General features: G+C 61.7%; 18 protein-coding genes. 11 read left to right on the top strand and 7 right to left on the bottom strand.

Annotation, left to right across the window (positions count from 1 at the left end):
- Nucleotides 1–24 precede the first annotated feature (24 nt).
- The 4 genes from GLW01_RS04515 (at nucleotide 25) to GLW01_RS04530 (ending at nucleotide 4,679) form a co-directional block, all read left to right on the top strand.
- Entirely contained in the window at nucleotides 25–879 is an 855-nt protein-coding gene (locus tag GLW01_RS04515) for an ABC transporter ATP-binding protein (protein WP_237416485.1), read from the top strand.
- A complete protein-coding gene (locus GLW01_RS04520; RefSeq protein ID WP_160898270.1) occupies nucleotides 872–2,107 on the top strand; it encodes an ABC transporter substrate-binding protein in 1,236 nt (411 codons plus the stop codon). Before GLW01_RS04515 ends, GLW01_RS04520 begins: the two co-directional genes overlap by 8 nt.
- Nucleotides 2,104–2,928, top strand: coding sequence for an ABC transporter permease (locus tag GLW01_RS04525; RefSeq protein WP_160898271.1), 825 nt, complete (start codon nucleotides 2,104–2,106; stop codon nucleotides 2,926–2,928). Before GLW01_RS04520 ends, GLW01_RS04525 begins: the two co-directional genes overlap by 4 nt.
- A gap of 161 nt (nucleotides 2,929–3,089) precedes the next feature.
- Nucleotides 3,090–4,679 (top strand): sigma 54-interacting transcriptional regulator, encoded by a 1,590-nt coding sequence (locus GLW01_RS04530; protein WP_160898272.1) that lies wholly within the window; start codon nucleotides 3,090–3,092, stop codon nucleotides 4,677–4,679.
- A gap of 5 nt (nucleotides 4,680–4,684) precedes the next feature.
- Here the strand turns inward: GLW01_RS04530 and GLW01_RS04535 are convergent, their stop codons facing one another.
- The 3 genes from GLW01_RS04535 to cynS all read right to left on the bottom strand — a co-directional run bounded on the left by GLW01_RS04535 (nucleotide 4,685) and on the right by cynS (nucleotide 7,137).
- Entirely contained in the window at nucleotides 4,685–5,305 is a 621-nt protein-coding gene (locus tag GLW01_RS04535; RefSeq protein WP_202405560.1) for a class I SAM-dependent methyltransferase, read from the bottom strand.
- Between the two features lie 60 nt (nucleotides 5,306–5,365).
- The gene (locus tag GLW01_RS04540) at nucleotides 5,366–6,619 is read right to left on the bottom strand and encodes an alginate export family protein (protein WP_202405561.1); all 1,254 of its coding nucleotides are present in this window, start codon (nucleotides 6,617–6,619) and stop codon (nucleotides 5,366–5,368) included.
- A gap of 74 nt (nucleotides 6,620–6,693) precedes the next feature.
- Nucleotides 6,694–7,137 carry a cyanase gene (cynS, locus tag GLW01_RS04545; RefSeq protein WP_160898273.1) on the bottom strand — a complete coding sequence of 148 codons (444 nt, stop codon included), beginning with the start codon at nucleotides 7,135–7,137 and terminating at the stop codon, nucleotides 6,694–6,696.
- 295 nt (nucleotides 7,138–7,432) lie between these two features.
- On the opposite strand from cynS, the gene GLW01_RS04550 reads away from it, so the two are divergent.
- The 3 genes from GLW01_RS04550 to GLW01_RS04560 all read left to right on the top strand — a co-directional run bounded on the left by GLW01_RS04550 (nucleotide 7,433) and on the right by GLW01_RS04560 (nucleotide 11,392).
- On the top strand, nucleotides 7,433–9,361 hold the full coding sequence (locus GLW01_RS04550) for a sigma 54-interacting transcriptional regulator (RefSeq protein WP_160898274.1): 1,929 nt from the start codon (nucleotides 7,433–7,435) through the stop codon (nucleotides 9,359–9,361).
- Between the two features lie 67 nt (nucleotides 9,362–9,428).
- The gene (locus GLW01_RS04555) at nucleotides 9,429–11,021 is read left to right on the top strand and encodes a BCCT family transporter (protein ID WP_160898275.1); all 1,593 of its coding nucleotides are present in this window, start codon (nucleotides 9,429–9,431) and stop codon (nucleotides 11,019–11,021) included.
- A complete protein-coding gene (locus tag GLW01_RS04560) occupies nucleotides 11,018–11,392 on the top strand; it encodes a gamma-glutamylcyclotransferase (RefSeq protein WP_160898276.1) in 375 nt (124 codons plus the stop codon). The genes GLW01_RS04555 and GLW01_RS04560 overlap by 4 nt, the downstream gene beginning before the upstream one ends.
- A 3-nt stretch (nucleotides 11,393–11,395) precedes the next feature.
- Here GLW01_RS04560 and GLW01_RS04565 read toward each other — a convergent pair whose 3' ends face one another.
- Nucleotides 11,396–11,800 carry an HIT domain-containing protein gene (locus GLW01_RS04565; RefSeq protein ID WP_160898277.1) on the bottom strand — a complete coding sequence of 135 codons (405 nt, stop codon included), beginning with the start codon at nucleotides 11,798–11,800 and terminating at the stop codon, nucleotides 11,396–11,398.
- A 48-nt stretch (nucleotides 11,801–11,848) separates the two neighbouring features.
- Here GLW01_RS04565 and yegQ point away from each other — a divergent pair, with 48 nt between their 5' ends.
- Nucleotides 11,849–13,195 (top strand): tRNA 5-hydroxyuridine modification protein YegQ, encoded by a 1,347-nt coding sequence (gene yegQ, locus GLW01_RS04570; RefSeq protein WP_237416486.1) that lies wholly within the window; start codon nucleotides 11,849–11,851, stop codon nucleotides 13,193–13,195.
- A gap of 289 nt (nucleotides 13,196–13,484) precedes the next feature.
- On the opposite strand, the gene gdhA is transcribed toward yegQ, so the two are convergent.
- Nucleotides 13,485–14,834: an NADP-specific glutamate dehydrogenase gene (gene gdhA, locus GLW01_RS04575; RefSeq protein WP_160898278.1), complete on the bottom strand. Its 1,350-nt coding sequence runs from the start codon at nucleotides 14,832–14,834 to the stop codon at nucleotides 13,485–13,487.
- A gap of 323 nt (nucleotides 14,835–15,157) precedes the next feature.
- On the opposite strand from gdhA, the gene GLW01_RS04580 reads away from it, so the two are divergent.
- The 3 genes from GLW01_RS04580 to metE all read left to right on the top strand — a co-directional run bounded on the left by GLW01_RS04580 (nucleotide 15,158) and on the right by metE (nucleotide 19,198).
- Complete coding sequence (locus GLW01_RS04580; protein ID WP_160898279.1) at nucleotides 15,158–15,676, top strand: SRPBCC family protein; 519 nt, start codon at nucleotides 15,158–15,160, stop codon at nucleotides 15,674–15,676.
- Between the two features lie 144 nt (nucleotides 15,677–15,820).
- On the top strand, nucleotides 15,821–16,663 hold the full coding sequence (locus GLW01_RS04585) for an iron-sulfur cluster assembly protein (RefSeq protein ID WP_160898280.1): 843 nt from the start codon (nucleotides 15,821–15,823) through the stop codon (nucleotides 16,661–16,663).
- Nucleotides 16,664–16,918: 255 nt separating this feature from the next.
- A complete protein-coding gene (metE, locus tag GLW01_RS04590) occupies nucleotides 16,919–19,198 on the top strand; it encodes a 5-methyltetrahydropteroyltriglutamate--homocysteine S-methyltransferase (RefSeq protein ID WP_160898281.1) in 2,280 nt (759 codons plus the stop codon).
- Here the strand turns inward: metE and GLW01_RS04595 are convergent.
- The gene (locus GLW01_RS04595; RefSeq protein ID WP_160898282.1) at nucleotides 19,195–19,680 is read right to left on the bottom strand and encodes a nitrous oxide reductase accessory protein NosL; all 486 of its coding nucleotides are present in this window, start codon (nucleotides 19,678–19,680) and stop codon (nucleotides 19,195–19,197) included. The genes metE and GLW01_RS04595 overlap by 4 nt on opposite strands.
- A gap of 2 nt (nucleotides 19,681–19,682) precedes the next feature.
- A complete protein-coding gene (locus GLW01_RS04600; RefSeq protein WP_160898283.1) occupies nucleotides 19,683–21,620 on the bottom strand; it encodes a nitric oxide reductase activation protein NorD in 1,938 nt (645 codons plus the stop codon).
- Nucleotides 21,621–21,622 lie beyond the last annotated feature (2 nt).

Here is a 21,622-nt window from a genome sequence, read left to right on the forward strand (position 1 = left end):
GACAGCGCCCGGTGGCTCACGTGAATGCAACATCGAGCAACCATGCAACGCGGGAAATCAATTATGGGTGCATCTATACAGATCAATGGCATAACACATCAGTTCTCCCCGAAAGGGGAGGTGGTGCTTCAGGACCTGATGATGGATATCGGCGCGGGGAGCAATATCGCGCTGATTGGAGAAAGTGGCTGTGGCAAGTCCACCCTGCTGCACATGCTGGCGGGATTGCTGATACCCAGTGAGGGCTGCGTCAAGATCAATGGGAGACAGGTCACTCGGGCTCATCCCGAGTGGAACATGATGTTCCAGAGGCCCGGTCTCTATCCCTGGCTCAATGTCAGACAGAATGTGGCCCTGGGGCTACAGTTCACTGGTCAGACGCAGAACCTGAAAGGACGGATCGACGAAATGCTGGAGCTTGTCGGACTCAGGGATCGCTCCGAGGCCCGCATCCAGGACCTGTCGGGCGGCCAGCAGCAGCGTGTCGCTCTGGCGCGGTCCCTGGCGGTGGAACCGCAGATGATTCTGTTGGATGAGCCCTTTTCGGCGCTGGACGCTTTTACGCGTCGGAATCTGCAACTGGAAGTCAGTTCAATTGCACGCGACAAGGGCATCACCCTGGTGCTGGTAACCCATGACATTGATGAAGCCCTGAACATGGGCGAACGGGTCGTCGTGATGGGACGCAACCCTGGCACCTTCCGCAGCATTATGGATATTGACCTGTCGTTTCCGCGAAACCCAATGCATCCGGCATTCACCGAAATCCGCGAGGATCTCATGGATCGCTTCCGTGCGTCGGTCGAGACCCCGGCTGACTCTGAAACTACCGGTCACACGTCACAGACCCCAGATCCTAAGGAGATCGCTAATGGTTAAATGCAACTGCAATCACGACGAGAGCCTGGACAACGAATACACCCTCGATAAGGGACGGCGGCGTTTCATGCTGGACTCCCTGGCTGCTGGTGGCCTTGCGGCTACCCTGGGCACCGCAGGAATGATGCGCCAGGCGATGGCCAGTGATGGCGTCGTCCGGATTGGCTATCTGCCGATTACGGACGCCACGCCACTGCTGGTCGCGCATGCGAACGGCTACTTTGAGGAGGAAGGTCTGGATGTAGCAGAGCCGAAATTGATCCGTGGCTGGTCCTCCCTGGTGGAAGGTTTCACCAGTGGCCACTTTAATCTTGTGCATCTTCTCAACCCCATCCCGATCTGGATGCGCTACAACAACGACTTCCCGGTCAAGCTCATGGCCTGGGCCCACATCAACGGTTCTGCCCTGCTGATGAGCGGCAGCAGCTCCGCCGAAAACTTCAGCGATCTCGGTGGCAGCCAGATCGCGGTGCCCTACTGGTACTCGGTCCACAATACGCTGCTCCAGATGGCTCTGCGCCAGGCCGGCCTCGAACCGGTCATCCAGGAGCAGAGCGCGCCGCTGGGCGACAACCAGGTGAACCTGTTGATCCTGCCGCCACCGGACATGGCCCCGGCACTGGCTGGCGGCCAGATTGATGGCTACACCGTGGCTGAGCCGTTCAATGCCGCCGGAGAGAATCTCGCGAATGGCCGCCTACTCCGCTTCACCGGCGATATCTGGAAGAACCATCCCTGCTGTGTGCTTTGCATGAACGAGAATGACGTCGAGGCCAAGCCGGAATGGACCCAGAAGGTGATGAACGCGCTGGTGCGCGCGGAGCTCTATGCCCAGACCAACAAGGAAGCGACGGCGCGCATGCTGTCCCGGGATGGCAAGGGTTACCTGCCCATGCCGGAAGATGTCGTGGTCAAGGCGATGACGCATTACGACCCCGATGACTATGCCTCTCCGGATGCAATCCGGCACGAGGACTGGAGCACGGGCCGTATCGACTTTTCGCCCTATCCCTATCCGTCCGCAACCCGGCAACTGGTCAAGTCCATGAACCAGACCCTCGTTAGTGGTGATACGACCTTCCTCAAGGGTCTCGATCCCGACTTCGTGGCAAGGGACCTGGTGGATGACCGGTTCGTCAAGAAAGCGCTGGAGAAATACCCGGACGCACACCTGCCGGGCATGGACTCGGCCAACCCCTGGGAGCGTGAAGAGGTGATCAAGGTATGACGGCAACCACAACGACTCCGGCCACCGCTGGTGGCGTCGAGATTGGCCATTACGCGCGCCGGATCAGCGAGAACCTGGGCTATCCCCTTCTGGGTCTGGCGATCCTGCTGGGCTTCTGGTGGCTCGGGGGATACCTGATCGCCAGCAATCCCTCGACCCAGGCGTTCTCGGCCTTCGCGCCCGAGAGCGCGCTGCCACGGGCATGGGAGCTTCTATGGTCGGGGACCCTGTGGGATACAGTGCATCCCAGCCTGAGCCGCATCGGGCTGGGGTTGTTCTGGGCCACGCTGGTGGCGGTACCCGTTGGCATACTGGTGGGTTCACTGCCCGTGATGCAGAAGATCACCAGTTTTCCATTCCAGCTGCTTCGCATGGTCAGCCCCCTGGCATGGATGCCCATCGCCGTGCTGGCGTTCGAGACCTGGGATGGAGCCATCGTGTTCCTGCTGTTCATGGCGTCGGTCTGGCCGATTCTCTTCTCGACGGCTTTCGCGGTACAACGGATTGACCCGATGTACTTCAAGGTGGCGCGCAACTTTGGGGCTTCCCCCCTGGCCAGTCTGAGGCGGCTCGTTATTCCCGCTGTGGCACCGGATATTCTTGCGGGATTCCGGCTTGCGCTGGGGATTGCGTGGGTGGTGCTGGTGCCGGCGGAGTACCTCGGCGTAACCAGCGGTCTTGGGTATGCGATCAACGATGCTCGCGACATTCTTGCCTATGATCTGCTGGCGGCACTGGTTTTGGTAATCGGTGTTATAGGTTATGTGTTAGATGCAATTGTGGTTGCATTGATCCGCTACGTTGGGTGGCAGGGAACCTGAGCAGATCATTTGCCGGTGCGCCATACTGGAGCCAGTTGCACTGGGAAAGGGCAGCGAAGTCAGCAATACTCCGGCAGGGATCCGGCAATTGAGCCTGCTTTAGGATGGAGCGGAGTTTGCATCTGCATTCTCCGCTCCATTTTTTTAGCAGTGAGGCTCCGATGGAAATCGATCAGCCGATTGGCAATGACCCGGACCAGGATGCCCTCATCCTGTCTGAAGCGGCCGATCTCCTTGGTCGCTCTCTGGAAGCTTCTATAACCATACCTGCCGTGCTGCGACTGCTATCGCAACTGGCTGGGCTGAATCGGGGGCGGGTTGTATTGCCGGACAATACCGGCAGCAAGCTCAGTATCCAATATGCCTACGGACTCCGTGACCGGGAAAGGGAACAGGGAGTCTATAATCTCGGTGAAGGCATCACGGGCTACGTTATGCAGACAGGGCGTGTCTGTGTGGTTGAAGACATCGACCGTGAGCCGGAGTTTCGGTTCAGGGCCGTGGAGCGCGCCACTTTGCCCTCTGAAGTGGTGTCCTTCGTTGCTGTTCCCATTATGCTGGATGATCAGCCCGCTGGAGTCCTTGGATGCCACCGTATCCGCAACCGGCCGCGCGCCTTCCAGGCCGATATTCATCTTCTGCGTATCGTAGCAGCCATGATTGGCCAGACTCTGAGAATTGGGACTCTTATCCACCAGCGCACGCAACATCTGGAACAGCAGAACGAAGCCCTGCGGTCGGCTTTGGAACGACAGAGCTTCAAGCACGGTATCCTTGGGGAGAGTCCCGTCCTGCTTGAAGCCCTGGAAGAAGCGACGCAAGTTGCGGCTAGTGATGCCACTGTAATGCTCCGGGGAGAGTCCGGCACGGGCAAGGAAAAATTTGCTCGTATGATTCATGAATACAGTCCCAGGGTGGGTAAGCCCTTCGTCTGCATCAACTGTGCTGCCATCCCGGAGCAGCTTCTGGAAGCAGAGCTGTTTGGCCATGAAAAGGGCGCTTTCACAGGGGCCGTCCGTAGTCGCCAGGGAAAGGCGGAGGCCGCTGATGGTGGCACTCTCTTCCTGGATGAAATCGGCGATATGAGTCTTGATCTGCAGTCCAAGCTTTTGCGGCTGCTTCAGGAACGCTGCGTACAACGCATCGGCGGTAATCAGGACATCCATGTGGATATCCGTGTTATCACGGCCTCCCACAAGGATCTTCAACAGGGTGTTAACCAGGGTACTTTCCGACTGGATCTCTATTACCGTCTCAATGTAATACCGTTGCGGCTGCCGCCCCTACGCGAGCGTGACGGTGATGTTGCTCTTCTGGCTCGGCATTTTCTTCACACTTTTACTCATCGCCACAGGCGCAACCTGACTCTGGGACCAGGTGTGCAGTCACGCCTGGAGAGTTTCCCGTGGCACGGGAATATCCGTCAGCTTGAAAACGTCATGGAGCGAGCGGTGCTCACGACGCGTAGCAGTGTGATTGAAGCCAGCGACATAGAACACATACTGCGGGAGGAGTCGACTGTTGGTGAGGAAACGGAGCAGGTGGATTCGAATCCGCATGGAATCGGCGTTAGGGAGATGAGCGCATACCCTTCCACTGGCCGACCCTATCAACGGGTGGCGGAGTCGGATCCGCAGGAGCTTCAAGAGGTGCTTCAACGCTGTCGTGGCAATAAGACGCAGGCAGCCAGAGAGCTCGGTCTCAGTGCGCGACAGTTGCACTACAGGCTGGAAAAGTTCGGCTTGAAATAAAGGCGTTATCCCTTCCTTCGGAAAAGGCAGTAGACAAAGGGTTGCTCGACGCCATTCGGTGTCCGGTGGTTCTCCTTCTGGCACTGGAGACACTCGAATGTGTCCGCGAATTCCGCCTCTAGCGCTGCCGGACTGTAACGGCAGGTCGGCAGACCGCTGCACTCGGTGGGCCCATCATCCGCGAAAGTCGCAACGATGAGGTGTCCCCCCGGTTTAATGGCCTTGCTTGCTGCATCGGTGTATTGGCGGCGATCGCTGGGATGAGTCAGGAAGTGAAAGACGGCGCGGTCGTGCCAGAGATCGTAACCATCGGGCGGCAGTGCAGCTTCGGTGATGTCGCCTTCCCACCAAGTAATGCCGGGATCCCTGTCCTTCAGTTTTGACTGGGCCCGAGTGAGCGCTTTCCCTGATAAGTCCAGCAGTGACAGGTTTGTATAGCCCGCCTCAATCAGATCATGGACCAATGGTGAGGTGCCGCCGCCGATATCAATGATCGAGGCGCTCAGGGGAGGCTGGACAGTATGGATCAGTTGCAGTGACTGGGTAGCATGCTCCTGAAACCAGCTGGTTTCGGGATCTGAACGGTTTCCGTAAACGGTTTCCCAATGGTTTTTGGAAGTCATCATAAGCCTCGGCAAAATGATAGACGGGTGGCGCTCGAAGACGCCACCCTTGTTTACCGCACTTCAGAAATTGGCGCTGACCCAGAGCCAGGCCTTGTCCGTGTCCACGCTGAAATCATCTGAGCTGTAGCGGGCGGCCTTGAAGCCTAGTGTGTAGGTCTCCGTCAGTGGCTTAACCGCCAGAACGCCGGTTTCCGTGCCATAGTCCTGACTGGCGGTATCGCTTTCAAACTGGTGGTGGATGCCCATCAGCTTGATGCCGCCCACTTTGGTTCCAATCGATGCATAGCTATCGACCAGGCCGTTTTCCGGCGTGCTGAGGAACTTGTCCGTCCAGCCGTTCATGGCGTGGAGGGTCGCCAGCGGCGTCTGGAACGAAGCGGTCCCACCGTCGGAGCCAAGCGTTTCCTGACCGAGCTTGAAAGTAACACCCGATGCTGAAACCCCACCTTCAACCTTGTAGTAATCCACCTCGAAGCTGTCTGGGTTGTCGGCATAGTCGGATTGCTGCGCATATTCGAGCGTATAGAGCGCCTTGACGCTATCACTCACCTCGGTGTCGCCTGTGAAGCGGAGGCCGTAACTGCTGGTGGAGGCGGTATCCAGATTGTCATAATCCAGCAGGTAGCTGTAAGCCGTGAGAGACCCGGCCGCAAGGCCGTCATAGCGTGCGTTGAAGACACCGGTTTGCATGGCGTCATCGCCACGCGGACCGGCGGCTCCAGATACAAGCCGATTGACGTTGTAGATGTAGCCCGCCGTCAGGGTCGTATCCTCAAGCGACTGATTCACTACCGTGGCCGCGTCATAGGTCTGCTCATTCTGGCGCCAGGCGACATGTCCAATGAAGCGGTGATTATCCAGGGTAAAGAGCTGTCGACCGTACTTGATGTCCGTGTCCGCCAGACCCTGGTAGCGGATATAGGCCTGGTTGATTTCCGTTTCGGTAGGATCCGCTACAACGGGGTGTCGGTTGGGGGACGTACTCGAGGGTGAGGGAACACCGTTTGTTGGGCTGGAGAAATTCTCGGAGCCGACAGCGGTAACACTTTCAGCCTCCAGAAACCCGCTGAAGCCACTGACGCTGCCAGTGCGATAGCCAAGTTTGGTTTTCAATGTGGAGGCATGAGCGTCATTGGGGACGCTGTCCTGGTTCACGAATTCATAACGATAGCGGGCACTCAGCGAGACTTCCCCATCTTTGATGGCCTCGGTTACCGGGCCTGCTACGGCCTGGCTCGCTGGTAGGGCGGCTAACAGTGCCAACACCCTTGCAGGAGCAGACCTCTTCTGGCGGGCCATAGGATAAGTTCTCATGGTTTGATCCTCTGTGAAACAGGGTAAGTAACAAGACGCAATGCTCAGGGCCAAGTGTTTCGGCCTTGCGATTCTTACCAGCGCTTAAAGGGGAGGAATTTCCCATCCATGGTGATCACGACCCGGTCTCCCTTCGGATCCTCGACCCGATCCACGTGCATTTTGTAATCGATCGCGCTCATGATCCCGTCGCCGAACTTCTCGTGAATGATGTCCTTCACGCTGTCGCCGTAGATCATGCAGGCTTCGTAGATGCGATAGATGAGGGGGTCGGTCGGGACGGCGTTGTCCCAGTGCTTGTGAGGGCAGCTCTGCAGGGTTTGTGCCACGTCGTCACCGAGATTGAGCGTCTTGCAAAGCCCCTTGGCCTGATCCTCCAGCATGGTGTTCATGCCGTAGCAGCAGGAAGCCGTCCATACGGGCGACATGCCAATGGACTCGGCCAGCTGCTCCCAGGTGTAGCCTTTCTCGTTCTTGGCGGTAAGGATGGTCGCGGTCATGGTTTCGTGGTTCATCATGGTGCTGCTCCTGTTTCAGCGTTGTGCAGGTGCGTCTGGCGTGCCCCGGAAAAGGGCACTGCCGGAGTCGCCCGGCAGCCCCTGTGCTGGGGGTTCATCTCTGCCGTCGCAGTGATCATGCCAATCTGTCTTTGAATCAGAATGTGCTTTTCAATCAGTCACTTATTGACTTAACGGTCTGGCGGAAGGTGCTACGTGATTTCGTGATTCACGGGAACTCGTAGTTCCCGGCTACGGAAATTCGTGATCCGGCACGGCGTTTGATTGGGGAAGGAAAACATCAGCGGGAGGCCCCATGAACGCTGTCATCACACCGCAGACAAGTCTGGACTGGATCGAAGCACTGCCGGAGCCCGGCCTGCTGGTGGATCCGGTGCGCGATACCGTTGAGGCTGCCAACAGTCATCTTGCGCGGATGCTGGGGCGGTCGGTGGCGGAGCTGGTGTCTCTGCGTGTCACCACGCTTTTCGGAGGCCAGATTCCCCAGCTGGTCAGTCTCACCGACGAGGCCATGACCCATGGTCAGGCCTGGAGCCGGGATCTGAGTCTCGTCGCCCGTGATGAGCGGGTCATCGAACTTGAGATGTCGCTCTCCGTCATGACGGAAGCCGGGGAGCCCCGTGTGCTGATGCTGCTGCGGGATCTGACCCTGCTGCGCGAGCGCCGGGAGCGCCACGAGATCAACAGCTATCACCGGGGCGGCCTCCTTCACTGGAAGCGCGTGGAGACCCTGTTCCGGGAGATCGAGCGCGAGAACCAGCTGATCCTGGAAGCTGTGGGCGAAGGCATCTACGGGGTGGATGCCGAGGGGCGCACCACCTTCATCAATTCCGCCGCCGAGCGCATGCTGGGCTGGCACCGGGATGAACTGCTCGGACGGGTCATGCACACGGCCATTCACCACAGCCACTCGGACGGTACGCCCCACCAACGCGAGTGCTGCCCCATCTACCAGGCCTTCTGCGACGGGGCCGTTCATCGGGTCAGCGATGATTTTTTCTGGCGCCGGGACGGCTCCGGCTTTCCGGTGGAGTACACCAGCACGCCCATCGTGGACAACGGCCAGCTGGTGGGGGCGGTGGTGGTATTCCGTGACATCACTGACCGTCGCCGTACCGAGGACAGCCTCAAGGAAGCGCTGGAAGAGGTGGAAAACCTCAAGCACCGGCTGGAGATGGAGAACGCCTACCTCCAGGAGGAGATCAGCGCCGAGCACAATGCGCATGAGATCGTCGGGCGCAGCGAGGCGGTGGCGGCCATGATCCAGCGCATCGACCTGGTCGCGCCCACCGGCGCCAATGTGCTGGTTACCGGCGAATCCGGCACCGGCAAGGAGCTGATCGCCCGGGCCATCCACAACGTCAGCGAGCGTTCCGAAAGGCCCATGATCCGGGTTAACTGCGCCGCCATTCCGGCAGAGCTGTTCGAGAGTGAGTTCTTCGGCCATGCCAAAGGGGCCTTCACCGGGGCGGTGAACGACCGGGGCGGGCGTTTCGAGCTGGCCGACGGCGGTACCCTGTTCCTGGACGAAGTGGGTGAGATTCCGCTGTCACTGCAGGGCAAACTGCTTCGGGTTCTGCAGGAGCAGACGTTTGAGCGTATCGGTGAAACGCACACGCGCAGCGTGGATGTGCGGGTCATTGCGGCGACGAACCGGGACCTGAAAACCGAGGTTGAGGCAGGCCGCTTCCGCGAGGATCTGTATTTCCGGCTGAATGTGTTCCCGATCGAGTCCGTGCCGCTGCGTGAGCGCCCGGAGGACATCCCGCCGCTGGCGCAGCTTTTCCTGCGTAACGCCTGCCGCAGATTCCACCGGGCGCCGCTGGAGCTCAGCCATGCCAATGTGGAAGCCCTCCAGCGTTACAGCTGGCCGGGGAACGTCCGGGAGCTGGAGAATGTGATCGAACGGCAGGTGATCGTCACACGGGGTCGTAAGCTGAATTTTGACCTGCCAGCGGATCGGGAAGCTGCGGGTCCGGAGCCGGTTGCCGTTGGCCCTGAAGCCGTTGGAACGGCGCAGCAGCGGCCACTGACCGAAGCCGAGAAACGGGAGCAGGAGCGTGAGAACATGATCAGTGCGCTGCGCCAGTGCCGAGGCAAGGTATTCGGGCAGGGGGGTGCCGCCGAGCTCCTGGAGCTTAAGCCCACGACGCTCGCCTCAAGGCTGAAGCGTCATGGTATTGATCCGCGCCAGTACCGCAATGTCCGGGATGCGGGGGCCTGAGACCGGTCTTTATCCCGTGAACGGGGGAAGCTAGAGTGGTCACTCCGTCAGCATTGGAAGCGTACTCATGAGCAATCACCGTCCAGGATGGGTTTTCTACACCTCACTGCTTCTGCTGCTTGCGTTCGTCGGGGCCGGCGTGGCGTGGCCGGAGCCGTTCGCGGCCTACAGCAACCAGGCGCTGGAATTCACCACACTGCATTTCGGCTGGCTCTACCTGTTTGTGACTACCGGCTTCCTGCTGTTCTGTCTGGGGGTGGCGTTCAGCGATTACGGGCACATCCGCCTGGGGGCGGACGGAGAGATGCCGGAGTTCTCCTTCCTCACCTGGCTGGGGATGATCTTCTCCGCCGGCATGGGCGTGGGTCTGGTTTTCTGGGGGGTGGCCGAGCCCATGAGCCATTACCTGCAGCCGCCGCTGGACAGTGCTCAGGGTGGAACGCCTGCGGCAGCAAGGCTGGCGATGCAGTACTCGCTGTTTCACTGGGGCTTCCACCAGTGGGCCAACTTTGCGGTTGTGGGGCTCGCCATTGCCTACGTGCGCTTCCGCCATCAGCGGGCGGGGCTGATCAGCGAAGCCTTCCGGAACAGTCTGGGAGCACGGGTCGATGGATTCACCGGTCACGGCATCAACGTGCTGGCCGTGATCTCCACCGTTTTCGGTGTCGCCACGACCCTCGGGCTAGGGGTCATCCAGATCAACAGCGGCCTGGTTACCGTGTCCGAGGTCGCCTTCGGGACCGACCAGCAACTGATGATCCTGGGCGGTGTCTCGGTGGTCTTCCTGCTGTGCGCCATGGCTCCGCTGGAAAGCGGCGTACGCTACGTGAGCGATGCCAACATGCTCCTGGCCGGGGCTCTTCTGGTGTTCGTTTTCTTCGCCGGGCCCACGGATTTCATCACCGCCGCCATGACCACCGCCATTGGCGACTACTTTTCCAACGTGATGGGCATGAGTCTGGTCATGACGCCCTACACCGGGGATGACTGGGTCGAGCGCTGGACCATCTTCTACTGGGCCTGGGGGCTCTCCTGGGCGCCGTTTGTGGGCAGCTTCATCGCCCGTATCTCGCGCGGGCGGACCATCCGTGAATTCGTGGTGGGCGTGATTGGCACCCCGGTGCTCCTGAGTACCTTCTGGTTCGCGACTTTCGGTGGCTCTGCACTCTATTTTGAACTCTTCGAAGAGGCGGCTGTCGGCCAGGCGGTGGCCGATGAGGTCAGTGCCGGCCTGTTCGTGATGCTCTCGCTGCTGCCCGGGGCTGAGTGGCTGGGCTGGCTGGTACTGGTCCTGATCACGCTCTTTGTCATCACCTCCGCGAACTCCGCCACCTTCGTGCTTGGCATGTTCACCAGCAAGGGGGTGCTCACCCCGCCGCGCTGGTCGCGTCTGACCTGGGGCACGGTGCAGGTGCTGGTGGCGGGCGTTCTGCTGCTCAGCGGTGGGCTTGGGGCGCTGCAGACCGTCTCGATCCTGGCGGCCTTCCCTTTCATGATCCTGATGCTGTTCATGGCGGTGGCGCTGTTGCGCTCGCTGCGTGATGAGAAACGCCAGAGCGAACTGCACGAGGCCATCCAGCGGGAACGGCTGCAGCGTATGCTGGATGACTGGTACGCGCAGAGTGATGCTGTAACAGAGGAGAAAGAGAGTCGGGAATGAACGGTAATGGGGAGGATGCGGCGTTCCGCATCGCGGTCTATGGCACCCTCAAGCGCGGCTGCAGCAATCACCACCTTCTTATGCGTGCCCGCTTTCTGGGCACGGATCACCTGAACAGTATTGTCCTCCACGACCTGGGTCCGTACCCCGGTGCTGTTGAACAGCCTTCCCGGGGGATTCTGGTGGAGGTGTACGAAGTGGATGAGCGGACGTTCGCCCGGGTGGACGCTTTGGAGGGCTACAGCGCCCAGGCTCCGGAGCGGGGCGAATACACCCGCCAGCAGCGGGATACCCGTTTTGGTCCTGCCTGGGTCTATTTCTACAACGGCAGCGTTCGGGGTTGCCGCCGCATCACACGCGGGGCCTGGTAGGGGTCAGGCCTCGACCGGGGCCTGCTGGCGGATGGCCTCAATCGCCGCATCACTCCAGGCCGGGCCTTCGGGGAGGTGGCCCCAGACCGCATCCGGCCAGCAGGGATCGCCCTCGCGGCGCCCGATCACGTGGATATGCAGCTGGGGCACACGGTTCCCGATGGCCCCCAGGTTGATGCGTTCACTGCCGTGATGGTGCTTGATGAAACGGGCCATGGCATCAAGCACCCAGTCCACATCGGCACGCTCGGCCATGCCCATCTCGTGCAGCTCCCCCGCCGCAGTTTCCGGAACCACGATGTACCAGGGAACACCGGCATTGTGGTGGAGCAGGATCTGGCAGTTCTCCAGGCGGCCGACCCAGTGACAGTCGGCCTCAAGCTGTGGGTGCAGGCTGAAATCAGTCATGGCATTACCCTAAACGGGAGAGCGGTGCAGGGGAAGGCCTGATGGCTGATGGAAATCAAGGAGCCGCTGTGCCGCATGTCCTACCCTGCGCGCATGATGGAACAGGCCCCTGAACTGCTGGCCCCGGTCGGCAACCAGCGACACCTTGAAATGGCGATCGCCTATGGCGCGGACGCGGTCTATGCCGGTCCACCCCGCTATTCGCTGCGGGTGCGCAACAACAGCTTCCGGGACGCCGAGGCGCTGGCGGAGGCCATCCGTTATACCCATGCGCACGGCCGGCGCTTCTATCTGGTACTCAACATTGCTCCCCATAACGACAAGATCCGCTCCGCCCTCCGGGATCTGGAACCGCTGATCGCCACCGGGCCGGACGCGCTCATCATGTCCGATCCCGGGCTCATCATGCTGGTGCGCGAGCACTGGCCGGATATTCCCATCCACCTGTCCGTGCAGGCCAATGCGGTGAACTGGGCCACCCTCGAGTTCTGGCGCCGGCAGGGGCTGGAGCGGGTCATTCTCTCCCGGGAACTGTCCCTGGACGAGATTGAGGCAATGCGCGGGCAGGTGCCCGGTATGGAGCTGGAGGTGTTCGTGCACGGGGCGCTGTGCATGGCGTATTCCGGTCGCTGTCTGCTGTCCGGCTACATGAACCATCGCGATGCCAACCAGGGGGCCTGCACCAATGCCTGCCGCTGGTCCTATACCCCGCAGGCCTCCACTCATGACAGCAGTGGCGACCTGATTCCCCTGCACCAGGAAGACGGTGAACGCAGCATGCTGGTTGAGGAGGCCGGTCGCCCCGGCGACAGCGTGCCCATGCACGAGGACGAGCACGGCACCTACATCATGAATTCGAAGGATCTGCGCGCGGTGCAGCACGTGGAGCGGCTGTGCCGGATGGGCGTGGATTCGCTCAAGATCGAGGGGCGCACGAAGAGCCCCTACTATGTTGCCCGTACGGTGCAGGTTCATCGGCGTGCCATTGATGACGCCATGGCGGGCAGGGCCTTTGATCGGACACTGATGGATGAGCTGGAGGCGCTCTCGAATCGGGGGTACACGGAGGGGTTCCTGCGCCGTCATCCACCAGCGGAATACCAGCGCTATGAAGCCGGAACCTCGCTGCTCGGTACCCGCCAGTGGGTGGGGGAGGTGATTGCCCGTGAGGGGAACTGGCTGTGTATTGAGGCCAAGAACCGGTTTGAATGCGGGGACTGGCTGGAACTCATGACGCCCGCCGGGAATCACTGGTTCCAGCCCTCAACGCTGTTGTCAGAGCTGGATCACCAGTCAGTGCCATCGGCGCCTGGCAGTGGTCACCGGGTCTGGCTCCAGGCGCCGGTTGCCGACGTCTTACCGGAAACCGCGCTCCTCATCCGGTCAGTGGTTTAGGCTCCGGTAATCAGCCAGTATCTCCGCGATCATTCCCTGTTCGCGCAGCGTTACCATCCCCCGGTCGAGGGCGTCAGCCAGTTCTCGCCCTTCGGGCCGGGCCGGGGTGAAGGCAATGTGGAGTTCCTCCTGGTAAGCCAGGCCGGCGTTACGGAGGGGGTTGATCCGGCCTTCGCTCTGGTAGTGATGGTTGAGGACCTTCTCTTCCCATAGCCGTGCTGGCCAAGACCATGTTCTATCTCGGGTGACACATGTTGAGCGTGAAACAGAGCCTGGCCAGTCCTGCGGCTCAGATCAACCCCTGCGCCTCCATGGCCCGTGCCACCCTGAGGAAGGCGGCGATATTGGCGCCCACCACGTAGTTGCCCGGGGAGCCGAAGGTCTCTGCCGTTTCGAAGCAGTCGCGGTGGATGTTCACCATGATCTGCTCGAGCCGGTTTTCGGTGTGCTCAAAGGACCAGGAGTCGCGGCTGGCGTTCTGCTGCATCTCCAGGGCACTGGTCGCGACGCCACCGGCATTGGCGGCCTTGCCGGGCCCATAGGCGATGCCCGCTTCGCGGAAGACCTGGGCGCCTTCGGGTGTGGTGGGCATGTTCGCGCCTTCCGCCACGGCACGGCAGCCGTTTTCCACCAGGTACTTCGCGTCCTGGCCATTGAGTTCGTTCTGGGTGGCGCAGGGCAGGGCCACGTCACAGGGCACGCGCCAGACGTTGCCGTCCTGCACGTACCGGGCATTGGGTTTCTCATCGGCGTAATCGCTGATCCGGCGCCGTTCCACCTCCTTGATGCGCCGGATCCGGTCCAGATCGAGCCCCTCCTCATCGACGAGGATCCCCGAGGAATCGGAACAGGCGATCACATGAGCCCCCAGCTGCTGGGCCTTCTGGATGGCATAGATGGCGACGTTGCCGGAACCGGAAACCACCATCTTACGACCATCCAGTGATTCGCCGCGGGCCTTCAGCATTTCCTGCACGAAAAAGACGGTGCCGTAGCCGGTGGCCTCGGTGCGGGCACAGCTCCCGCCCCAGCCCAGTCCCTTGCCAGTGAGCACGCCGGACTCGTAACGATTGGTGATGCGCTTGTACTGACCGAACAGGTAGCCGATCTCGCGCTGGCTCACGCCGATGTCACCGGCGGGCACGTCCGTGTATTCGCCCAGGTGGCGGTAGAGCTCGGTCATCAGGCTCTGGCAGAAGCGCATGATCTCGGAGTCCGAGCGCCCCTTGGGGTCAAAGTCACTGCCGCCCTTGCCGCCACCAATGGGCAGGCCTGTAAGCGCGTTCTTGAAGATCTGCTCGAAGCCCAGGAACTTGATGATGCCGAGATACACCGAGGGGTGGAAGCGCATGCCGCCCTTGTAGGGGCCGAGGGCGCTGTTGAATTCCACCCGGAAGGCGCGGTTGATCTGGATCTCGCCGTTGTCGTCCTGCCAGGGCACCCGGAAGATGATCTGGCGCTCCGGTTCACAGATGCGCTGGATGATGCGGGAGTCCACAAACTCCGGATGTTTCACCAGGACGGGGCCAAGGGTTTCCAGGACCTCGTGGACCGCCTGATGGAACTCTTGCTCACCGGGATTTCGGTGGAGAACGTCCTGGAAGATGGGCTCGAGTTTCTCATCAAGATACGCGCTCATTGTGGGCTCCTGTTATCGGTGTCGATTCATGGGTCGGCATCAATGGAGTATTCATACCCTTTGAATTGACGCCTTCCTGGTTTCAAAATAAGATGTACTTAAAATACATTAAACAAAAAGATCTGGCCAGAAACCTTACACGAAACGAGAGATGATAACGATGGTGACCATCGGGCGCAGACCGGGCGACGCAGCCTGGGACGAAGGCGCTGGAAGCTCAGAGCCTGAATGCGTTTGATCGGGATCAACCGCTATTGGGTGGGCTGAGCTTACACTGGCATAGGGTGGTTGGTCAGCAATAGACAGAATAAGGAAGCAGGTTCATGAGTGATTCATCAGCGGTAAACCGTACCGAAAGGGCAGCGTTTGAACAGCAGACCGATGGCTGGAAGGTCATGCTGGAGAGGGAGCTCGCCACCGTTCCGGCACAGGTATGGACCTGGCTGACGGACCCCGACCATCTCCGGCAGTGGCTGGCGCCCGGTGAAATGGATCTGAGTCCCGGTGGGCGGGTCCGCATCGAGTTCGAGATGAGTGGTGAGCCCATTGACTCGCATATCATCGAGCTTGAGCCGGAACGCCACCTCACCTACTCCTGGAGTAACGGTGACGCGCCACGCAGACCCCTGCGCTGGGATCTCGCACCGACCAACAGCGGCACACGGCTCACCCTTACCATCGGGCTACTGCCCGAAGACCAGATCGCCATCAGCGCGGCAGGCTGGGATGCTCATCTCCAGATGCTGGAAGCGGCCGTGGCCGGTGTCCCCCTCAGCTTTCCGGTGGCGCGCTTCAAGGAATCCCGGAGTCAGTTTGAAGAGGCACTCAGCGCTTCCCCATAGAGATGTTGTCGTTCCATGGTGGCGCGTACCATTCTGGTCAGGGGTGGCTACCCTGGTGACATACGAAGCAACAGTGGTAATGGCCACGACTGGACTTCCTGTGCCATTGGGATTCAGGAAATGTAACTCGTAAGGGGCTCTGGTATGAGCATCGATGCCGAGGTCAGTGACGCAGCGCAGGACTACCTCGCGGATATACTGGCCAAACAGGAAATTCCGGGCATGGCGGCACGCCTCTTTGTCCAGAATGGCGGCACGTCGAGAGCAGAGAGCTGTCTGGCCTTCTGTCCGCCTGGCGAGGAGCAGGCGAGTGATGCACGGCTGGATTTCGGTGAGGTCACGCTCTACGTGGACGCGCCGAGTCTTCCCTATCTCCGTGAAATCCGGCTCGACCTGGAGACGGCAGCGGACGCCCAGACCCTGACCATCAAAGCGCCGTACGCCAAACAGCCGGCGGCACCGCCCAGGGAACTGGCCCTGCCCATGGCGTGCGTGGCCCGGCGTGTGCCGCATGGCAACGAGGTCACACTGCCCGAGGGGGCACAGGTCTCGGTTACCCAGGCGCTTGGTGGCAGCGTGACCGTCAACCATGGGGGTAACCTATACCGGCTGTCTCCAGAGGAGGCCGGCAAGGTGGGCCTGCGCAGTGATGTGGCCATATTTGAACCGCCGGAAGACGGGAAAATCAGTGAGGATCAGTGCTGGCAGGCACTGGAGCAGGTCTATGACCCCGAGATTCCGGTGAACATCGTCAGTCTCGGGCTTGTCTACGGTCTCAGTGTGAGCGTGGAGCAGCGTTCCGTGTACCTCAGGATGACCCTGACCTCCCCGGGATGTGGCATGGGCGATGTGATCGCCGGCGATGCCCGCAACCGCTTGAGGGAGGTTCCGTTCGTGGAAAACGCGGAGGTGGACATCGTGTTTGATCCGCCCTGGACCTACGACATGCTCAGCGAGGAGGCCCGGTTGGAACTGGGGCTTCTATGACCAAGAGTGGAGTGATGGAGACTCTGGGCTGCTTCAGCAAACGCTCCGGGAATCACTTCGTCTCAGGGCCGCGCCGGGGCACACATGGATGCCGGCCCGGTACTGGCCGTGTTCCGGCGGATCCATGCCGTTGGGCACGGAAAGATGCCGGGAAACATGAAAATGGTTCATTAATAAGCTAAAAACCATCAATTTTGTTGCTGGTTTTGTGGTGTCACCATGCTTCTGGTTAACAATTGATCGGAGGAGACGACCATGGTGACCACGCACAATCTCGGATTCCCCCGCATCGGAGCCAAACGTGGACTCAAGTTCGGGCTGGAAGCATTCTGGCGGGGAGAAATCACTGAAGCGGAACTGATCCAGCGCAGCCGTGACCTGCGCCGCCAGCACTGGCAGAAGCAGTCCAGCCTTCACCGGGTACCGGTGGGCGATTTCTCCTGGTACGACCATGTACTGGACACCAGCATCATGCTCGGGCATGTCCCGCCCAGGGTGCGCGATCTCGGCGGCAGTGCCACGGACCAGTATTTCCGCCTGGCCCGCGGCCGTTCCGCCACCGATGACGATGAGAGCGTGGTGGCAGCCGGGGAGATGACCAAGTGGTTCGACACCAACTACCACTACATTGTTCCGGAGTTCACGCGGGAGAGCCGTTTCAGGCCGGATGCCAGTGCTCTGGTGGCGCAGGTTACCGAGGCACGGGAGCAGGGGCACAACCCGAAACCCGTGCTGGTGGGGCTCGTCACCTATCTGTGGCTTGGCAAGAGCAAGGACGACGGCAGTGAGCGCCTCGAGCATCTGACAGCGCTTGCGGAGGCCTATGCTGGCCTGCTTGAACAGCTCGCGGATGCCGGCGTCGATTGGGTCCAGATCGACGAACCCATACTGGTCACGGACCTGGCCCCTGAATGGCGAAATGCCCTGGAGACGGCCTATCACCGGCTGACGGATACCCGGGTCAGCCTGCTTCTGACCACCTATTTCGGCCACCTGGGGGATAATCTGGAACTGGCCTGTCGGCTGCCGGTGGCGGGCCTGCATCTGGATGCGGTGCGCGGCGGCGCGGACGTTCAGCGGGCCGTGGAGCAGCTTCCACAGGGGCGGGTGCTGTCACTGGGCGTGGTGGACGGGCGCAACGTCTGGAAGGCGGACCTGACGGCGTTGATGGACTGGCTCGAGCCCGTGCATGCCGCCCTGGGTGATCGGCTCTGGATTGCGCCCGCCTGCTCCCTCCTGCATGTGCCCATGGATCTGGACGCGGAACCGGACCTGGATGAGGCTCTGCGCGGCTGGCTGGCCTTCGCCGTGCAGAAGCTGGAAGAGCTCGAAATCCTGGAGAAGGGCCTCAACAAGGGGCGCAACGCCATCATCGCGGAACTGGCGGCCAACCGTGCCTGTCATGAAAGTCGCAGTCAGTCCCAGCGGGTGCGCAATCCGGCGGTGCGCGAGGCCGTGGCCGGGCTGAACGAGGCCATGGGGCAGCGCCAGTCCCCCTATGCGCGGCGGATTGAGGCGCAACAGCGCCATCTGGATCTGCCCCGTTTCCCGACCACCACCATCGGTTCCTTTCCGCAGACTGGGGAAATCCGGCGTACACGTCTGCAGTACCGGCGCGGGGATCTCTCGGAGGCCGCCTACCGGGAAGCCATGCAGGCCGAGATCCGGGACTGCATCCGTGAGCAGGAGGCGCTGGGCCTGGATGTGCTGGTTCACGGGGAGGCCGAACGCAACGACATGGTGGAATACTTCGGTGAGCTGATGGACGGCTTCGCCTTCACCCGCCATGGCTGGGTGCAGTCGTTCGGTTCGCGTTGCGTGAAGCCGCCGATCATCTACGGCGACGTGGACCGGCCCGACCCCATGACGGTGGACTGGATCCGCTATGCCCAGTCACTGACCGAGCGCCCGGTGAAGGGCATGCTCACCGGGCCGGTAACACTGCTCAACTGGTCCTTCGTGCGCGATGACCAGCCGGAGCGGGACACCGCCAACCAGCTGGCGCTTGCCGTCAGAAAAGAGGTCCAGGACCTGGAGGCCGCCGGCATCCGCATCATCCAGATTGACGAGGCGGCGCTGCGCGAGGGCCTGCCGCTGCGGCGTTCGGAGTGGGAGACGTATCTGGAATGGGCCATCAACGCCTTCCGCATCGCGGCCAATGGCGTCAGTGATGACACCCAGATCCACACGCACATGTGCTATTCCGAGTTCAACGATATCATGACCGCCATCGCCCGCATGGACGCGGACGTGATCACCATCGAGACCTCACGTTCGGACATGGAGCTGCTGGAAGCGTTTGAGCACTTCGAGTATCCCAATGGCATCGGGCCGGGCGTCTACGACATCCATTCGCCCAACATTCCCACTGAGGCATCCATGGTGGCGCTGCTCCGGAAGGCGGTTGAACGCATTCCGTCGGAGCGTCTCTGGGTGAACCCGGACTGCGGGCTCAAGACCCGCAACTGGGACGAAGTGCGGCCCGCGTTGGCGGCCATGGTGGGGGCGGCGCGCGGCCTGCGGCAATCCGGCTAGTCGCCGGGAGCAGGCAGGCCCTGGGGGCCGGTAATGCGGCCGCCATGCTTACTGGCGAAGATCTCCGCATCCCCCAGATCCGAGAACCCCGTCGGTGGTGTCTGGCCCTGCCCATTGTCGCGTTCATGGCCGACCACGAACCAGGCGGTATCCATGGTGACCCAGTCGCCGGTGTCTCTGGGGTCCCAGTCCACATCCGACAGATCCCGGGTGAAGGTAACGATCTCCCCTTCGTTATCCTCCAGTCCCTTCTGCCATTCCAGCAGGTCCGCTGTGCTGCAGAAGTAGTGCTTCCGGCCACTGTCCGCGAGGCAGGCCTGGGCCTGGGGGCCGGCGCATTCGGGAATGGGCGTGCCGTTCATGGCGGTTTCTTCCGCGGCACTGGCCTCGGGGCCGCAGCCTTTGGGAACCGGAGCCTCGCCGCAGCCGGCGATTGCGGCGCCCAGGATCAGCAGGGCAAGGGGACGGTGGACTCGGTGCATGGTCAGACTCCTGCGATCTGCTGGTAGATGCCGGGCAGCGCCGCGCTCAGCTGTTCCGGGCGCTGCACGATGTGGTAGGCCCCGCGCCCGAAGACCCAGGGAAAGTACTGGCGCGCCTGCTGGTCGATGGTGATGCCGAAGGTGCGCACGTCCTGCTGGCGGGCTTCCAGTACCGCCTTGCGGGTGTCCTCCAGCGCGTAGCGTCCTTCGTAGTAGTCCGTGTCATTGGGCTTGCCGTCCGTGAGCACCAGCAGCAGGCGGTTGCGGTTGCCGCGTTGCGCCAGTTCCTGGCTCACGTGCCGTATGGCAGCGCCCATGCGGGTGTAATGGCCGGGTTTGAGGGCCTGGATGCGCCGGCGCACGGTTTCATCCGCGCGTTCGTGGAAGCCCTTGATGGTGTTCACTTCCACATTGTGGCGGCGCCGGGAGGTGAAGCCATGGATGCTGAAGTCATCGCCGCAGGCGGCCAGGCCGTGGCACAGCACCAGCAGGGCCTCTTTCTCCACATCCAGGACACGGCGGTCCGCAAGCCAGGATTCGGTGGAAAGCGAGGTGTCCACCAGCAGGGTTACGGCCAGGTCCCGGGTCTGGGTGAGCAGGGCCTGGTGGATGCGTTCCGAGCCGTTGCCGGTGGCCCGGATGTCGCAGCGGTTGCGGATGAGCGCATCCATGTCGAACTCGTCGCCGTCCGGCTGTTCGCGCAGCCATTGGCGCTGGGGCTGGAGGGCCTCGAACTGACGCTGGACACGGCGGATGCGCCGGCGTGTGCCTTCATCCGGGGTCCAGTCCTCGCCTTCCAGGGACTGGATGGCCGGATGCACCCGACACTGGTCATCCAGGTAGCGTTTTTTGCGATAGTGCCATTCGGGGTAGGTCACAGGTCCGCTGAGCGCGCCGACATCCGGCGCATCCGGGGTCAGGTCCAGCTCTACCTTCAGGCGCGAGGCGGTCTTCTCCCGGTGCGGGCTCAGGGTGATCTCCTCGATCTGCTCTGCCGCCTTGCGGGCATCCTCCTCATTCTCGTCCTCTACCGGGCGGTTCACATTGACCATCTCGGTCCAGGACAGCATCTTCTCGAAGATGTTCAGTGCCAGCGGGTCGTCGCGTTCGCTCTGGTCCTGGCGGCGGCGTATGGCCTGGCGTTTGCCGCCTTCGGCCTCGGGCGTGGCGCCCTGGCGTGGGTCCTCGCCGTCCTCCGGCTCTTTAGGGGTACCCGCGTGGCGCCCCGGCCGACGCTGACCCCAGAAGGGCACCGGCAACGGTGGCCGGTAGCCCGTTGGGGTGGTTTCCGGCAAAGCGGGTTCGGGTTGGTCAAGGACCCAGGCCAGGACCTGCTCCCGCTCTGCGGTGACGGGATCCCGCTGCTCGCCCAGGAGCACCCGTATGCCATGATCCACCGCGTCCTCCCAGGCCGGCAGGCGTTGGCATGGGCGAACTGATAGCAGGTGCTCGCGGCAGGCCCTGCCGGTGGCCATCAGGCCGGGGAAGTCCCGCTCCAGGACGCCTTCGGCCTGGTGCACCGCCCGCAGCCAGGCAATGTCCGCCGCCAGCGCCGGCTGATCCGGCGTCGGCTCTGGCAGGAGGGTGAGCAGCGCGGTCAGCCAGTGGTAGGCGCCCCGGTTGAGTTCACGACTGGGAAAGTAGTCCATGCGTGGCGGCAGAAGCAGCTGGTCGTCGTCCAGGAAGGCCATGTCCAGGCTTTCCTGGTCGAAGCCGAGCTTCTGGCGGAAGGTCAGGCGGTGGCCGGAGGCACGGGGTTCCACGGCACTGACCGGGATGGCGCCGGGCCCTCCCATGGCCCGGAAGAACACGCCCAGGCTGCCCTCGAGTTCCGCCAGGGCAACGCCGGCGTCCGGGTAGCGCGGGTAACTGACCGCGCGGGAGGCCCAGCGGTGCCATAGTTGCCCGGCGATTTCCTCAACCTCGAAAAAGGATGCCAACC

Origin of the sequence: Vreelandella halophila (assembly GCF_009856365.1) — a bacterium.
Lineage (GTDB): Bacteria > Pseudomonadota > Gammaproteobacteria > Pseudomonadales > Oleiphilaceae > Halospina > Halospina utahensis_B.

Bases quoted from the DNA above. Each gene is read 5' to 3' on its own strand.
- GLW01_RS04580 (WP_160898279.1), top strand. From the start codon at position 15,158: ATGAGTGATTCATCAGCGGTAAACCGTACCGAAAGGGCAGCGTTTGAA.
- GLW01_RS04595 (WP_160898282.1), bottom strand. From the start codon at position 19,680: ATGCACCGAGTCCACCGTCCCCTTGCCCTGCTGATCCTGGGCGCCGCA.
- GLW01_RS04525 (WP_160898271.1), top strand. From the start codon at position 2,104: ATGACGGCAACCACAACGACTCCGGCCACCGCTGGTGGCGTCGAGATT.
- gdhA (WP_160898278.1), bottom strand. From the start codon at position 14,834: ATGAGCGCGTATCTTGATGAGAAACTCGAGCCCATCTTCCAGGACGTT.
- GLW01_RS04540 (WP_202405561.1), bottom strand. From the start codon at position 6,619: ATGAGAACTTATCCTATGGCCCGCCAGAAGAGGTCTGCTCCTGCAAGG.
- GLW01_RS04520 (WP_160898270.1), top strand. From the start codon at position 872: ATGGTTAAATGCAACTGCAATCACGACGAGAGCCTGGACAACGAATAC.
- cynS (WP_160898273.1), bottom strand. From the start codon at position 7,137: ATGATGAACCACGAAACCATGACCGCGACCATCCTTACCGCCAAGAAC.
- metE (WP_160898281.1), top strand. From the start codon at position 16,919: ATGGTGACCACGCACAATCTCGGATTCCCCCGCATCGGAGCCAAACGT.
- GLW01_RS04550 (WP_160898274.1), top strand. From the start codon at position 7,433: ATGAACGCTGTCATCACACCGCAGACAAGTCTGGACTGGATCGAAGCA.
- GLW01_RS04515 (WP_237416485.1), top strand. From the start codon at position 25: ATGCAACATCGAGCAACCATGCAACGCGGGAAATCAATTATGGGTGCA.
- GLW01_RS04565 (WP_160898277.1), bottom strand. From the start codon at position 11,800: ATGACTGATTTCAGCCTGCACCCACAGCTTGAGGCCGACTGTCACTGG.
- GLW01_RS04560 (WP_160898276.1), top strand. From the start codon at position 11,018: ATGAACGGTAATGGGGAGGATGCGGCGTTCCGCATCGCGGTCTATGGC.
- GLW01_RS04535 (WP_202405560.1), bottom strand. From the start codon at position 5,305: ATGATGACTTCCAAAAACCATTGGGAAACCGTTTACGGAAACCGTTCA.
- GLW01_RS04585 (WP_160898280.1), top strand. From the start codon at position 15,821: ATGAGCATCGATGCCGAGGTCAGTGACGCAGCGCAGGACTACCTCGCG.
- GLW01_RS04555 (WP_160898275.1), top strand. From the start codon at position 9,429: ATGAGCAATCACCGTCCAGGATGGGTTTTCTACACCTCACTGCTTCTG.
- yegQ (WP_237416486.1), top strand. From the start codon at position 11,849: ATGGAAATCAAGGAGCCGCTGTGCCGCATGTCCTACCCTGCGCGCATG.
- GLW01_RS04530 (WP_160898272.1), top strand. From the start codon at position 3,090: ATGGAAATCGATCAGCCGATTGGCAATGACCCGGACCAGGATGCCCTC.